General features: G+C 66.3%; 9 protein-coding genes. 7 read left to right on the forward strand and 2 right to left on the reverse strand.

Annotated elements, in window-relative coordinates; genetic code table 11:
• Nucleotides 1–124: 124 nt before the first annotated feature.
• Nucleotides 125–1,516, forward strand: coding sequence for a ribosome biogenesis GTPase Der (der, locus tag K1X74_01620; GenBank protein ID MBX7165023.1), 1,392 nt, complete (start codon nt 125–127; stop codon nt 1,514–1,516).
• A gap of 57 nt (nt 1,517–1,573) precedes the next feature.
• Here der and hemE read toward each other — a convergent pair whose 3' ends face one another.
• The gene (hemE, locus tag K1X74_01625; GenBank protein ID MBX7165024.1) at nt 1,574–3,514 is read right to left on the reverse strand and encodes a uroporphyrinogen decarboxylase; all 1,941 of its coding nucleotides are present in this window, start codon (nt 3,512–3,514) and stop codon (nt 1,574–1,576) included.
• Nucleotides 3,515–3,647: 133 nt separating this feature from the next.
• On the opposite strand from hemE, the gene K1X74_01630 reads away from it, so the two are divergent.
• Nucleotides 3,648–4,802, forward strand: coding sequence for a hypothetical protein (locus tag K1X74_01630; GenBank protein MBX7165025.1), 1,155 nt, complete (start codon nt 3,648–3,650; stop codon nt 4,800–4,802).
• Between the two features lie 644 nt (nt 4,803–5,446).
• On the opposite strand, the gene K1X74_01635 is transcribed toward K1X74_01630, so the two are convergent.
• A complete protein-coding gene (locus K1X74_01635; protein ID MBX7165026.1) occupies nt 5,447–5,617 on the reverse strand; it encodes a hypothetical protein in 171 nt (56 codons plus the stop codon).
• Between the two features lie 938 nt (nt 5,618–6,555).
• On the opposite strand from K1X74_01635, the gene K1X74_01640 reads away from it, so the two are divergent.
• The 5 genes from K1X74_01640 to K1X74_01660 all read left to right on the forward strand — a co-directional run bounded on the left by K1X74_01640 (nt 6,556) and on the right by K1X74_01660 (nt 14,700).
• Nucleotides 6,556–6,918: a cupin domain-containing protein gene (locus tag K1X74_01640; GenBank protein ID MBX7165027.1), complete on the forward strand. Its 363-nt coding sequence runs from the start codon at nt 6,556–6,558 to the stop codon at nt 6,916–6,918.
• A gap of 381 nt (nt 6,919–7,299) precedes the next feature.
• Nucleotides 7,300–9,849, forward strand: coding sequence for a PQQ-like beta-propeller repeat protein (locus K1X74_01645; GenBank protein MBX7165028.1), 2,550 nt, complete (start codon nt 7,300–7,302; stop codon nt 9,847–9,849).
• Nucleotides 9,850–9,935: 86 nt separating this feature from the next.
• Nucleotides 9,936–11,699: a PQQ-binding-like beta-propeller repeat protein gene (locus K1X74_01650; protein MBX7165029.1), complete on the forward strand. Its 1,764-nt coding sequence runs from the start codon at nt 9,936–9,938 to the stop codon at nt 11,697–11,699.
• A gap of 5 nt (nt 11,700–11,704) precedes the next feature.
• Nucleotides 11,705–12,901 carry a M20/M25/M40 family metallo-hydrolase gene (locus K1X74_01655; protein MBX7165030.1) on the forward strand — a complete coding sequence of 399 codons (1,197 nt, stop codon included), beginning with the start codon at nt 11,705–11,707 and terminating at the stop codon, nt 12,899–12,901.
• 119 nt (nt 12,902–13,020) lie between these two features.
• Nucleotides 13,021–14,700: a tetratricopeptide repeat protein gene (locus K1X74_01660; GenBank protein ID MBX7165031.1), complete on the forward strand. Its 1,680-nt coding sequence runs from the start codon at nt 13,021–13,023 to the stop codon at nt 14,698–14,700.
• Nucleotides 14,701–14,710: the final 10 nt, after the last annotated feature.

Genomic DNA, 14,710 nt, shown 5'->3' on the forward strand with positions numbered 1-14,710 from the left:
TTTGTGCGCAAGACTTTCCTGCGGCCGGCGAACCTGGCCGTAGGCGCCCCATGCGGCCGCTCGCCGTCCTGCCAGGGCGGCGCCCCCCTGCCCTTCACCCCTTTGCCGCGAAAACGTTACGCCCGTGAGTGTCCCCAGCGTTGCAATTGTCGGACGGCCGAACGTCGGCAAGTCGAGCCTGTTCAATTGGCTCGCCGGCCGCCGGTTGGCGATCGTCGACAACCAGGCCGGCGTCACGCGCGACCGCGTCGCGCAATTGATCTGCGTCGGCGATCGTTATTTCGAGCTGGTCGACACCGGCGGGATGGGCCTCGAAGACCAGGACAATCTCACCGCGCATGTCGAGGAACAGATCCAGACGGCCATCGACTCGGCCGACCTGTTGTTGTTCGTGGTCGACACGCGCCAGGGCCTGACGCCGCTCGACCAGGAAGTGTCGAAACGCTTGCGCTACGTCAAGCAGCCGGTGCTCTGCGTGGCCAACAAGACCGACGGGCCCGAGCATGAATCCTCGGCCGACGAGTTCTATCGTCTGGGCCGCGGCAAACTGATCAAGGTGAGCGCGCTGGCCAACCGGGGCCGCAACGAGCTGCTCGACGAAATCCTCCGGCGACTCCCCCCGGAGCGCAACGAGCCACCGGCCGACCCGGTGATGAAGGTGGCCATCGTCGGCCGCCGCAACACGGGCAAGAGCACGTTCGTCAACACGCTGGCCAAGGCCGAGCGGATGATCGTCAGCGAGATTCCCGGCACGACGCGCGACAGCGTCGACGTCCGTTTCGAGCTCGACGGCAAGCCGTTCATGGCCATCGACACGCCGGGCCTGCGGCGCACCAAGAGCCTGGCCAGCGACATCGAGTTCTACAGCTCGCACCGTGCACAGCGCAGCATTCGCCGGGCCGACGTCGTGCTGTTGTTCTTCGATGCCGGCCAGCGGATCAGCAAGGTCGACAAGCAGCTCTGCGACTACATCGCCAAGCAATACAAGCCCTGCATCTTTGTCGTCAACAAATGGGACCTGCTGGCCGACACCATGCCCACGGAGAAATGGGCCAACTATCTGCGCGACACTTTCCGCACGATGTGGTACGCGCCGATCGCCTTCGTCACCGGCCAGACGGGCAAAAACGTCAAGGCGCTGATCAATCACGCCCAGATGCTGTTCAAGCAGTCGCTCGAGCGCGTCAGCACGGCCGATCTGAACAAGCTGGTCCACGCGGCGGTCGAGCATAACCAGCCGCCGATGGTCGCCAACCGCCGGCCGCGCATCTACTACGCCACGCAAGTCGCCGTGCAGCCGCCGACGGTCGTGTTGTTCACCAATTTCCCCAGCGGCTTCTCGCCGCCTTACCAGCGCTATTTGCTGGGCGTGTTTCGCGAGCACCTCCCGTTTGGCGAAGTGCCGATCAAGCTCTACCTGCGCAAACGCGCCGAGAGCAGCGGCGAACGCGACGAAGCACCCGAACCCGAAACCTACAACGAGCCCGACGAATCGAGCGAATCCGTGCTCGACTGAACGGCCGGCACCCATAGTTCGACCGACCCCTTAGCTCGGCCGCCAGGACCCTGGCGCCTAGACGCCCGCGACGGCCTGCTGGCTCAATTCGTGCACGGCGTCGATCAGGGCTCGCACGTGGTCGACCGGCGTCTGCGGCAGGACGCCGTGCCCCAGGTTGAAGATGTGTCCCGCCCGGCCGCCCACGCGCCGCAAGATCGCCTCGGCGCGGTCGCGGATATACGCGGGCTCGGCCAACAGCACCAACGGGTCGAGGTTGCCTTGGATCGCGCGGTCGTGGCCTACCAGCCGCCACGCTTCATCGATCTCGATCCGCCAATCGGCACCGATCACCGCGCCGCCAGCCTCGGCCAGCAGCGGCAGCAACGACGGATTCCCCGTAGCGAAATTGATCACCGGCACCCCCGGCGTGACGCCCTCGATCACGGCCCGGGTAAACGGCAACACGTAGCGTCGATAGTCGTCGGGCCCCAGGCAGCCGACCCAACTATCGAACAATTGCACGGCCTGGGCACCGGCGGCGATCTGCGCATTGAGATAGCGCGTCACGGCCCGGGCCAGCCGGCCGAGAATTGCCTGCCAGGCGCCTTCGTCGCCGTACATCAGCGTCTTGGTGTGCAGATAGTTGCGGCTCGATCCGCCTTCGATCGCATAGCTGGCCAAGGTAAACGGCGCGCCGGCGAACCCGATCACCGGCAAATGGGCGGGCAGGCCTGCGCGCGTCTGGCGAACCGTCTCCATGACGAACGACAGGCTGTCGACGCTTTCCAACTCGAGCACGCGATCGACGTCGGCCGCCGCGCGGACTGGGTTGTGAATCACAGGCCCCTCGCCGGCGGCGAATTCCAGGTCGAATCCGAGTGGCTCGAGGATCGGCAATAAGTCGGAAAAAATGATCGCCGCGTCGACACCCAGCCGTGCGACCGAATTGATCATCACTTCGGCCGACAGCGCGGGATCCTTGCACAGCTCGAGAAAGCTGACCCGCGAGCGGATCGCGCGGTATTCCGGCAGATAGCGCCCGGCCTGCCGCATCAGCCAGATCGGCGTATAGGGCACCGGCTCGAGCCGCGTCGCGCGCATGAACGGGCTGTCGTACCAGGCTGCCTGCGCAGGCGCAGTCGCCGTGGTCACGGCCTCGAGTCGCGCGGCCAGTTGCGCCTTGCGCGCCAGGATGCCGGCGCTGCGCTCGGCCGCCTCGCGCACCAGGTGGCCCATCTTCGGATGTTCGGGCTCCAAGTCGACCGGCAGCCCCAGCTCGCGCAGCGTCTCGCTCATGGTCGGGCCGATCGAGGCCACGACGGCGCGCGACAGGCCTGCGCGGACCTCAGGCTCGATCCGCAACCGCTCGGCCACGGCGAGCAGGTTGTGTACCTGGTTGCTGCTGGTGAACAACACCACCTGCCGCTCGCCCGCGGCCAGGGCTCGGGCATTCGCCTCGAGCGGGGCGACGTCCGCGGGCAGCTCCCAGCGATAAGTCACCAGGGGTTCGGCCCGGGCGCCGCGCGCCGCCAGGCCAACGAGCAAGTGCCGGTTCGAGACGCCATACTCCTGCACGGCCACGCGGCGGCCGTCGAGCGGCACTTCGCGATCGAGCACGTCCAGCAAATCGCGCCAGGTGTTCGGCTCGGGAATGCGATAGGTCGGTTCGACCCCCCATTGCTTGAGCACTGCCACAGGCTTGGGACCGCGCGCGACGGTCGTGACGCGGCGCAGCGCGTCCAGAAACTCGTCGCGCGACACCTGGCCCTCGATCTGCTGGCCGAGCATGTTGGTGCCCACGCCGGTCATGAAGATCACCAGGTCGAACTCGCCGGCGATCAACCGGCGAGCCAGGGCCACCGCCTCGGGATTCTCCGCCAGCGGCACCTCACGCATCGAGGGGCTGACATGCGGGACCCCCCCGAACTTCTCGATCAACCGGCCCAGTTCCTCGGCCCGGCGGCTTTCGAAAGCGGCCACTTGCAGGCCGGCAAAATCAGGCGCAACTTCGGTCATGGGGCAAGCGGCAAACAGCGAGGGCGCGGGCAGGAACGGTTCAGTCGGTTCATGCTAGCCCAGTCGTTTTCAGTCGTCGACCGCGCAGCTACGATCAACGGCAACACGCCCACACCCCCTTGAAGCAGCGCCGATGTCCGATCCGTTCTACGATCAATTTTCCCGCGACCTGGTGGCAGGCGGCGTCGATTCGGCCTTGGCCGCCCTGGCCGTCGGCCTGGCCGAAGCCGGGCGCGGCCCGGAGCTGTTCGAAGTGCGCCTGATGCAGGCCCGTGCGGCGCTAGGGTTGCCCTTGGCCTCGGGCACCACGCTCGACGAGCTGCCCGACGTCCCGCGTGCGCAGCTGGAAGAGCGCTATCTGGCCGCATGCCGCGAGGTAGGCCATTTGCTCCTGGCTCGCGGCGAGATTCCCATGGCCTGGCGCTATTTACGCGTCGTCGGCGACCGCGAGGCCACGGCCCAGGCGATGCGCACGGCAACGCCCGCCGACGACCAGATTGCGGCTTGGATCGAAATCGGGCTGGTCGAAGGAGTCGCGCCCGAACTGGGTTTTGAGCTGCTCCTGGCCCATTACGGCACCTGCCAGGCGATTACGACCTACGACGCCCAGGTCCACGGGCGGCCCCGCGCCCAGCAGCAGGCGATCGCCGGGGTGCTCGTGCGCCGGCTGCACGGCGACCTGGTCGACAACGTGCGATCCGATCTGGAACGCCGCGGCGTGGCCTGGTCGGGAACTTCGCTCACCGAGGCGCTGGCGCTCGATCCCGAGCTGCTGGCCGACAACAACTACCACATCGACACGTCGCACCTGGCGGCCGTGGTGCGATTTGCCCGGGTGCTCGACGATCCGGCGACGCTACGGTTGGCGCTCGATCTGGCCGAGTACGGTCGGGCATTGGCGCCGGCGTACCATTACCGCGGCGAGGTGCCGTTCGAGGACGTTTACACCGCCAGCCGGCTCTACTTTGCCGCCAGCCTGGGACAAGACGTCGACGAGGCCTTGAGCTACTTCCGCGCTCAGGTCGAAGCCGCCGCGAGCGATCACGCCCGCGCCGTGGCGGCAGAGGTTTACGTGGCGCTGTTGGCCCGTACGGGCCGCGCGCGCGAGGCGTTCGACGTGGCGATCGAGCGATTACCCTCGCCCTGGCACGGTAGCGCCTTGGTCGATTCCCTGGCCGAACTCGCCCAGCAGGCCGGTCGCGTCGACGATTGGGCAGCGATCTGCCGCGAGCGCGGCGACCTGCTCGGATATGCCGCGGCACAGGCCGCGAGCCGTGCGGCCAGGTGAGTCGAGGCCGCCGCGGGCCGCTGCACTCTATCGCGAAAGGGCGCAGCTCGCGTGGCCCGGTCGGCCACAAAAAAAGAACGGCCCGCCTGAAGTTGTAACCTCAGGCGGGCCGTGTTGCTTTCAGGCGAGTGCGAGACTCGTCTTAGTTGCGGAGCACCACGCTGCCGGTGCGAGCCTTGACCACGCGACGGGCGCCTTGGATCGAAGCCGAGGCATCCGGGGTCGGGGCAGGCGGCATCGGAGCCGACTCTTCAGCAGCCGGGGCGGGCTGACCAGCCGGAGCAGCACCGCTGCAGCCGCTGTTGCAAGCGCCGCAGGCCGGAGCACAGCAAGCCGGAGCCGAGCAGCAGGTCGTGCAAGCGCTCTCGCAGCACGACTTCTTGCAGCACTTCTTCTTGCAAGCGAAGATGTCCAAGAGGCAACCCTTGCGGCACTTCTTCTTGCAGCAGCTGTTGCAGCAGCTGTGGCAGCCGCTATCGCAGCAGCTGGCCGGAGCGCAGCAAGCCGGTTCGCAGGCCGGGGCACAGCAGGCCGGTTCGCAAGCCGCAGCACAGCAGGCCGGTTCGCAAGCCGGAGCACAGCAAGCCGGTTCGCAGGCCGGGGCACAGCAAGCGGGCTCGCACGCCGGAGCGCAGCAAGCGGGCTCACAGGCCGGGGCACAGCAGGCGGGCTCGCAGCACGACTTGCAGCAGCTCTTCTTGCAGCAGTGGCCGCAATCGAACATGCCCTTCAGGCCGCAGAACAGGTCGCAGCGCTTCTTGCAGCACTTCTTCGCACAGCACTTCTTCTCGCAGCAGCTGGCCGGAGCGCAGCACGCCGGCTCACAGGCCGGAGCACAGCAGGCCGGTTCGCAAGCCGGAGCACAGCAAGCCGGCTCGCACGCCGGAGCACAGCAAGCCGCCGCCGGAGCGCAGCAGCCCGGGTCCGCCGTGCAGCAGTTCGCTGGCGCACAGCACGAAGCTTCGGCCGCGCAGCAGCTGGGCTCGCAGCAGCTCGCCTCACAGCAGCTGCCGCAGCCCGAGTGGCAATTCAGGCCAAGCATGCGATCCAAGAGCTCGAAACCGAAGCTCTGGGTACACAGGCCAACGCTCACCACGAGCGCCCCAAAGAGCATTCGCATCTTCATTGAGGAACGTCTCCTTCTACGAAACATTGGGGTAGCGCGCATCCCAAAAAACGAACAAAATTCTCGCACCGGACAACGGTGCGCTTGGGGACGAACACTCCATCCTTGGTATGTCGAGCCACGGGCCCGCAGGGGGCGCACGACTCGGTCAAGCGCGGGGTTGGTAACCGTCAGGTGGGTCGAGCCGCTCGAAGCGACTCGGATCTGGCTGGTCGGCTGCACGACTTCGGCCGCCACGTCGTGTCCCTGACGCGCGGCCGTCGCCTGCACAGCCCTTCTATGGGTTGGATCCCCTGCCAGGCATGCGCTTGCGCAGCCTTCAGGGACACCTACCGTATCGGCGACCGTTTCCAGACCCCTTGAGAGCCGGAAGTAATTTTCAGCAAATGGTTTAACGCTCGCGTTACGCAGACCTTGCCGTGCGGCGAAAGTGGTCAAACCTTGCCGATTGGCCGAGCCGCTAGCAGCCGTTTTGGCCCCGGGAGGTCTCGCCAATTTGCCCGACCCGAACGCCGCGCCGACGGATCGTCCACGAGTAGTTCGCGCCCTAGGGCGCGGGTATGGTGGGGCAAAACCCGATCACTGCACGGGCGCGCCGAGCCACGGCTCGCCGGGAGATTCTTCGCGATGCGCACAGCCGGCAAATCTTCGTACGAAGTCGTCGACTTTGCGGGCATCGAACCCGTGCCCTGCCCCTGCGGCGCGAGCCGCCGAGCGCTGGAAAACGTGGCTGATTTTCCCGGCACCTTGCACCAGGTGGACGTCACCGAAGACGCGCAACTGCATTACCACCGCAACTTGACGGAGACCTATTACATCCTCGAGTGCGGCCCCGACGCGCGGCTCCAACTCGACGACGAATTCGTCGCGCTGCGGCCGGGCATGTGCGTCGTCATTCGGCCGGGCGTGCGCCACCGGGCCATCGGACGGATGAAGATCCTCAACATCGTCCATCCCAAGTTCGATCCCCGCGACGAGTGGTTCGATTGAGCAGCCAAGTTGCGGGTCTCGACCTGGACTGCACCTCGAACGGTGGCGCCCAGCCCCGGAGATGCGATCGGGGCCTCTCGGCCGCGTTGCGCGTACCTAGCGCCTCGGTGGAAGGATCGCGGCAAATCATGCTCGGCCCTCGAAGGCCTGGTGAAAATTAAGGGTGACTAGCTCCAATAGGGGGCGAAAAGGCGGGCAGAAACGTCGCAATTCTCGCCGAAACTTGCCTGGGCACAGGGGGGCGCTTATCTTGGCGGGTAAGCTCGGGCCGTGGCGTGAAGGCTGCGGCCTGGGCAATCTTGAGCGAGTGTCCTGGCTGAGTGTGCCGGGGCCCGTCAACGTACCCGCCTCCGGCGCCCACCCACGCAGAAATAGCTCCCTATGAATGCTCCCATCACCGCGCGGTCGGCAGGCCGCATGCTGTGGGGTTCGTGTTGTCTCGCGTTGCTGTTGACCCTGGTCCCCGGCCGGCTGTCGGCCGCGACCCCGGACCCGATGGATTGGCCCAGTTGGCGCGGGCCGGAGCAAAACGGCATCTCGCGTGAGACGGGCCTGATCGAGAGCTGGTCGCCCGAGGGCGAAAACCTGCTCTGGAAGCGGACCGACATCGGCACGATCAGCTCGCCCATCGTTCTGCGCGGCAAGATGTACACGCTCTGCCGCGACGAGCCCGGCACGCCGCGCGAGCGTGAAAAGGTGGTGTGCGTCGACGCCGCCAGCGGCAAGACGATCTGGGAAAACAAGTTCAACGTCTTCCTGTCGGACGTGCCCAAGGAGCGCGTCGCCTGGAGCGCGTGTGTCGGCGATCCGGAGACGGGTCACATCTATGCGATGGGCGTGTGCGGTTTCTTCCAGTGTCTGGACGGCGAAACGGGCAAGACGCTCTGGAGCCGGTCGCTGAGCGAAGAGCTCGGCTTGCTGTCGACCTATGGCGGCCGCACGAACACGCCGATCGTGTTCGAAGACCTGGTCATCATCAGCGCGGTGGTGATCGGCTGGGGCGACATGGCCCGCCCGACGCATCGCTTCATGGCCCTCGACAAGCAAACCGGCGAGGTGCGCTGGTTCAACGGCACCAAGCCGCTGCCCGAGGACACGACCTATAGCACCCCGGTGGTCGGCGTGGTCGGCGGTCAGGCCGTGATGATCTTCGGCTCGGGCGACGGCGGCCTCTGGGCCTTTCAGCCGCGCACGGGCAAACAGGTCTGGAGCTACCAGCTTTCGCGCCGCGGCGTCAACACGTCGCCGATCCTGATCGGCGAAACCGTTTATTGCGGGCACAGCGAAGAAAACCCCGAAGACAGCACGATGGGCTCGCTGGCGGCCGTCAACGCGCTGGGCACCGGCGACATCACCAAGACGGGCGAAATCTGGCGGATCAAGGAACTCGGAATCGGCAAGAGCTCGCCGCTGGCCGTCGACGATCGGTTGTACGTCGTCGACGACTCGGCCGGCTTGTTCGTGGTCGATGCCGCCAAAGGCAAGCTGATCGGCAAGAAGCAAAAACTCGGCACGATGATGCGGTCGAGTCTCGTCTGGGCCGACGGCCGGATCTACACCTGCGAAGCCAACGGCCGGTGGTGGATCTTCAAGCCGACCGAAAAGGGTCTCGAAGTCGTGCACAAAGTGCGGCTGCCGGCGGGCGAAGAAGTGCTCGGGTCGCCGGCCGTGTCGCATGGTCGCATTTATCTGCCTTCGACCGGTGCGATCTATTGCCTCGGCAAGAAAGACGCCAAGCCGCAAGCCACGCCGATCCCGGCGCCGGCGGCTGAAACTCCTGTCGCGGACGACAAGACGCCGGCCTTGGTCCAGGTCGTGCCGGCCGAAGTGCTGATGAAGCCGGGCGCCAAGCAGGCCTTCCAGGTGCGGCTGTTCAACGCCAAGGGCCAATTGCTGGACACGCCCGCCAAGGCGACGTTCAGCGTCGCCGCCGGCGGCGCGATCGACTCGAGCGGCAATTTCGTAGCCGACAGCGTCGCCTCGCACCATGCGACGATCGTGACCGCCAAGGTGGGCGATCTGCAGGGTCAGGCGCGCGTGCGTGTGGTCCCGCCGTTGCCCTGGAAGTTCGACTTCGCCGGCGGCGAGATTCCGGTCACCTGGGTGGGCGTGCGCTACCGGCACATCACGCTCGACGAGAATCTCTTCGACAAACTAACCAAGGAAGCCCCCTTGGCCGGCAAGCTCTACGTGCACGCCTTGACCGAGTTCATCAACGGCGGCAAACCGCAGGTGAAGTTCGATGAGGCGCTGCCGCGGCAGACCTGGTCGGTGCTGATGCGCTACCTGGGCCTGGCGGACCAGGTCGGCAAGAACGTCGACGCCGCCAAGGCCGCGCTCGAGGCCCCGCTGGGCGTCCTCAAGCGCGAGAACATCCTGGCCAGTTGGACCTGGGGGAACGATCCCGCGGGCGGACCACAGTTGGTCATTCAGCGCGGGCCGCGCAAGTACGAAGGCAACGTCGTGGCCACCAAGATCACCACGATTCCCAAGGGCATGCGCAGCCAGGGCTGGATGGGCCACGTCGACATGCACGACTACACCATCCAGGCCGACGTCCGCGGCGAAATCCGCGACAACAAGCTGCCCGACATGGGGCTCATCGCCCAACGCTACACGCTCGACCTGATGGGCGCGAGCCAGCAGTTGCAAATCCGTTCGTGGACGCCCGAGCTGGACCGGATGAGCAAGTCGGTTCCGTTCAAGTGGGAGCCGCACGTCTGGTACACGCTCAAGTTCCGGGCCAGCGTCGAGGACGGCGTCGCCGTGCTCCGCGGCAAGGTCTGGAAGCGCGGCGAGGCCGAGCCGAAGAACTGGACGGTCGAAGCCCGCGACGAGGTGGGCAACCTGACCGGCAGCCCCGGCCTGTTCGGCAACGCCACGAACGCCGAGATTTTCATCGACAACATCAGCGTCACGCCGAACGGCTGAACGGCGCACCGGTTGGGTGCCCGGCCGCGGCGTTGTGTTCCGCATCTGTCCATTTGATTAACCGCCTGCTCGCTAAAAGGTTCGCCATGAATACGACGTTTCGCCTGGTCCTGTTGAGCACGCTCGCGGCCGCCGCGGGCATTGCGCTCGGCGTCAGCCACGCGCTCGAGGCCGCGGCCCCGGCCAAGCCCTCGACGGCGATCAAGATGATCGAGCAACCCAAGCAGTCCTGGCCGGCCCCGGCGGGCATCGGCCCTGGCGATTGGGGTCAATGGGGCGGCTCGACCATCCGCAACAACACGCCCGAGGGCCAGAACATTCCCACTGAATGGGAACCCGGTGAGTTCGACGAAGACACCGGCGAGTGGAAGAAAGAAACCAGCAAGAACATCAAGTGGGTCGCCAAGCTCGGCTCGCAAAGCTACGGCAACCCGGTCGTCGCCAACGGCCAATGCTACGTCGGTTCGAACAACGGCGCCGGCTGGCTGAAGCGCTACCCGGCCGAAGTCGACTTGGGCTGCCTGCTGGCGTTCAAAGACGCGGACGGCAGCTTCCTCTGGCAACACTCGAGCGAGAAGCTGCCGACGGGGCGCGTGCACGACTGGCCGCTGCAAGGCATCTGCTGCGCGCCGCTGGTCGAGGGCGACCGCCTGTGGTTCGTCACCAGCCGCGGCGAAGTCGTCTGTCTCGACACGGCCGGTTTCTACGACGACGAGAACGATGGCCCCTTCAAGTCGGAGAAGGTGACTGCCAAGGACGAGGCCGATGCGGTCTGGTACTTCGACATGATGAAGGAATTGGGCGTCAGCCAGCACAACATGTGCAGTTGCTCGGTCACCTCGGCCGGCGACCTGCTGTTCGTCTGCACGTCGAACGGCGTCGACGAATCGCACGTCAACATTCCCGCGCCCGCCGCGCCGAGCTTCCTTTGCATGGACAAGCACACCGGCAAGGTGCTCTGGCAGGACAACTCGCCGGGCATCAACGTCCATCACGGTCAATGGTCGTCGCCGACGTATGCCGTGCTGGGCGGCGTGCCGCAGGTGTTGTTCCCCGGCGGCGACGGCTGGCTCTACAGCTTCCAGGGTGAGGCCACGCCGGACGGCAAGCCGAAGCTGCTCTGGAAGTTCGACAGCAATCCCAAGGAAGCCAAGCTGATTCTCGGCGGTCGTGGCACGCGGAACGACCTGATCGGCACGCCGGTCGTCTACAACGGCCTGGTCTATGTGGCCGTCGGTCAGGATCCGGAGCACGGCGAGGGCGAAGGTCACCTCTGGTGCATCGACCCCAACAAGCGCGGCGACGTGAGCCCCGAACTGGCGTTCAACGTCAAGGACCTGAAACACCCGATTCCTTACAATCGCATCCAGGCGGTCGTGAAGGAAAACGGCGAAGTGGCCCGCCCAAATCCCAATTCGGCCCTGATCTGGCACTATGCGAGCTTCGACCTCGACGCGGACGGCAAGACGGGCTTCGAAGAAAGCATGCATCGCACCTGCGGCACGGTGACCATCAAGGACGACATTCTCTACCTGGCCGACTTCAGCGGATTGTTCCACTGTCTCGACGCCAAGACCGGCAAGTTGAACTGGACCTATGACATGCTCGCGGCGAGCTGGGGGTCGGCCCTGGTCGTCGACGGCAAGGTCTACATCGGCGACGAGGATGGCGACGTGGCCGTGTTCAAGCACTCGGCCGACAAGGAAGCCGCCGAACCGATGACCGAGATCAACATGGGCAACGCCGTGTACAGCACGCCGGTCGTGGCCAACAACATCTTGTACATTGCCAACAAGACGCACCTGTTCGCCATCCAGAACACCGACGGCGCCGTGGCCGACGCGCCGTAAGCCGCGTGGACAACTCCACACAACGCGCCTGGGTCGAGGCGATCGGCCGCGCGGTCGATCGGCGCCGGCTCGTCGACACGGCCCTGGCGTTGTGTGACATCTACAGTCCGACGGGCCGCGCTGCCGGTGTGCTCGACTGCCTCGGCACGCTGTTGGCGTCCGAGGGTTTCACCGTCGAGCGCCCCCGAGGCGGCTACGATCCCGCGCCGGCCGTTGCCGTCCGCTGGCCCGGCGCCGCCTCCGGCCCGGTGCTGCAATTCGACGGCCACCTCGATACGGTCCATCTGCCGTTCGTCGCGCCGCGCGTCACCGCCGCGCGGCTCACCGGGTCGGGCAGCGCCGACATGAAGGCGGGCGTAGCAGCGGCGGTCGAGGCCCTGCGCGTGGTGCGCGAGCTGAACCTGGCTCAACAGGGATCGGTACTGCTCACCGCGCATGACTTGCACGAGGCCCCCTGGGGTGACGGCTCGCAGCTCGAAGGCTTGATCCGCGAGGGATACGTCGGGCACGCCGCGCTCATTCCCGAGTATCTGACCGACGTGCTGGCCGCGACCGGTCGCGGCCAGGCAGTGCTGCAGGTCCGCGTAAGCCGCAGCGGCGCGCCCGTCCACGAGGTCATGCGCCCGCGCGACGAGCCGCACGTGATCAGTGCGGGCGCCGAACTGGTGCGCCGCTTGGACCGTTGGAACGAAGAGCTCGCCGGTCATAGCGATCCGCACGCCGGCAGCGAGAGCGTGTTCGTCGGCCAGCTCCATGCCGGCGAGATTTACAACCAGTTTCCGCAGGAGCTCTGGCTCGAAGGCACGCGGCGCTGGCTGCCCGGCCGCGATCGCCGGGCGGTCGAGGCGGAGTATCGCCGCCTGCTCGACGAGACGTCTCAGGCCACGGGCGCGTCGATCGTCGGTGAGTTTCGCCTGGTGCGCGACGCGTTCCGGCTGCCCGAGGACGACCTCCTGGTGACGGCCTTCGACACGGCCCGCGCGCTGCGTGGCGAGTCGCGGCTGCCCCGCGGCGGCAAGCCGTTTGTCGACGACGGGAACACATTTTGGGCCGAGGCCGCGATCGCGGCGATCACGCACGGCCCGCACGGTGGCGGCGCGCACACGCTCGAAGAGTGGGTCTCGATCGACGACCTGGTGCGCGTGGCCGAGACCTATGCCCTGATCGCGGCGTTGTACACCGCACAAGGCGCCGGCGCCTGAGACCGGCGGCGGTTTGCCGCGTGCGGCGCGGGCTGTTATTCTTGCTCGACTTTGTCGATCATTGCGGGCAGCCCCTTCCTGTGCCCGCCGCTTGTTCTTTGGCCTGGAACGCGTTGCCCATGCCCAGTGCGCCTGCTCCGACTGCCGCCACGACGCCGGGCAAGCTATTGCTGGCGGTCCTCGTCGTCGTCGTGGCGACGGCGCTCGTCTACAGCGCCGTGCCGCAACTGAAGTTCACCTCCTGGGACGATCCGCAAAACGTCTTTGGCAACCCCTACCTGAGCCCGCTCAACGGTGAGAACTTCGCGCGGATCTGGAGCCAGGGATTCCTCGGCCTGTATGCGCCGGTGACGTACACGTTCTACGCGCTCCAGACACCGCTGGCCGAATCGCTGGCCGAGCAGCAGATTGGTGCCGCGCCGCTGCGGAACCCGCTGGTGTATCACGTGTCCGCGGTCGCGCTGCACATCCTCTCGACGGTGTTCGTGCTGCTGTTGCTTGAGCGGTTGTTTCACAATCCCTGGGGCGCGGCCTGCGGGGCGCTGTTGTTTGCCTTGCACCCGCTGCAGGTCGAAAGCGTCGCCTGGGTGAGCGAAACCAAGGGGCTCTTGGCCGGGTGCTTCGGCACCTTCGCACTCTGGCAGTACTTGTGCTTCAGCGACCACTTCGAACGCGGTCGGAGTCTGACCTGGTTGAACTACGCGCTGGCCACCGCGGCCATCCTGCTGGCGATGTTGTCCAAGCCGTCGGCAGCGGCGATCCCCCTGGTGGCCGCCGCGATCGACGTGGGCTGGCTGCGGCGTTCGCCCTTGCGCGTGGCCTTGGCACTGTTGCCCTGGCTGGCCCTGGCGCTATGGGTGGCCTGGGTCAATCACTCGCTGCAATCCGCGTCCATCGCCGAGCATCCGGTCCCGCTGTGGGCGCGACCCTTGTTGGCGCTGGACGCCTTGGCGTTCTACCTGTTCAAGTTGATCTTGCCGCTGGGGTTTTGCGCCGACTATTCGCACAGCCCGCAAGCGGTGCTCAAGGAATCTTTCTGGTGGGCAACCGGCGCGTTGCCGCTGGGCATCTTGTTTTGGCTCGCCTCGCTCAGCCAGCGGCGAGCCTGGCTCACGGCCGCGGCGGTGTTTGTCGTGGCGCTGCTGCCCACGCTCGGCCTGGTGAGCTTCGACTACCAGCGAATTTCGACGGTGGCCGATCGGTATGCCTACCTGGCGCTGCTGGGTCCCGCGCTGGCCCTGGCCTGGTTTCTCAGCCAGGGAGGCGCCGGTCCGTTGGTCCGGGCCGTGATCGTCTGTGGCCTGTTGGGCCTGGGCCTGCTCGGCTATCGGCAGTCGCTCGTCTGGTACAACGACAAGACGCTGTTTACGCACACGGCCGGAGTCAATCCGAAGAGTTTCGTGGCGCAGGCCAAGCTGGGGAACGGTTATTACAACCAGGGGCAATACGACCAGGCCGTCCAGCATTTTAGGAAGGCCGTCGAAATCGACCCGAGCGATGCGTCGGTCCATTTCAACCTGGCGCAGACGCTGCGCGAATTGAGCGAGTTCGCCGAGGCGATTCCGCACTATCGGCTCACGATCGAGGCCAAGCCGAAGTTCGCCAACGCTTATGCCTTGCTGGGCGATTGCTACCTGCGGCTGCAACGCTTTGACGAAGCCGATTTCGAATACGACCGCGCGCTGCGCATCGATCCCAACAATGCCCTGGCCCTGCAGGGCAAACGTGCCCTGGCCGACGTCCGTGCTGGCCTGCAGCAAGAACAGCGGCGCCGGCAATCCGCTCCGGCGAGTCCCTAGCCTTTCGACC

This window comes from Pirellulales bacterium (assembly GCA_019694435.1).
Classification (GTDB): domain Bacteria; phylum Planctomycetota; class Planctomycetia; order Pirellulales; family JAEUIK01; genus JAIBBZ01.

Bases quoted from the DNA above. Each gene is read 5' to 3' on its own strand.
- K1X74_01640 (MBX7165027.1), top strand. From the start codon at position 6,556: ATGCGCACAGCCGGCAAATCTTCGTACGAAGTCGTCGACTTTGCGGGC.
- K1X74_01650 (MBX7165029.1), top strand. From the start codon at position 9,936: ATGAATACGACGTTTCGCCTGGTCCTGTTGAGCACGCTCGCGGCCGCC.
- K1X74_01660 (MBX7165031.1), top strand. From the start codon at position 13,021: ATGCCCAGTGCGCCTGCTCCGACTGCCGCCACGACGCCGGGCAAGCTA.
- K1X74_01630 (MBX7165025.1), top strand. From the start codon at position 3,648: ATGTCCGATCCGTTCTACGATCAATTTTCCCGCGACCTGGTGGCAGGC.
- hemE (MBX7165024.1), bottom strand. From the start codon at position 3,514: ATGACCGAAGTTGCGCCTGATTTTGCCGGCCTGCAAGTGGCCGCTTTC.
- K1X74_01645 (MBX7165028.1), top strand. From the start codon at position 7,300: ATGAATGCTCCCATCACCGCGCGGTCGGCAGGCCGCATGCTGTGGGGT.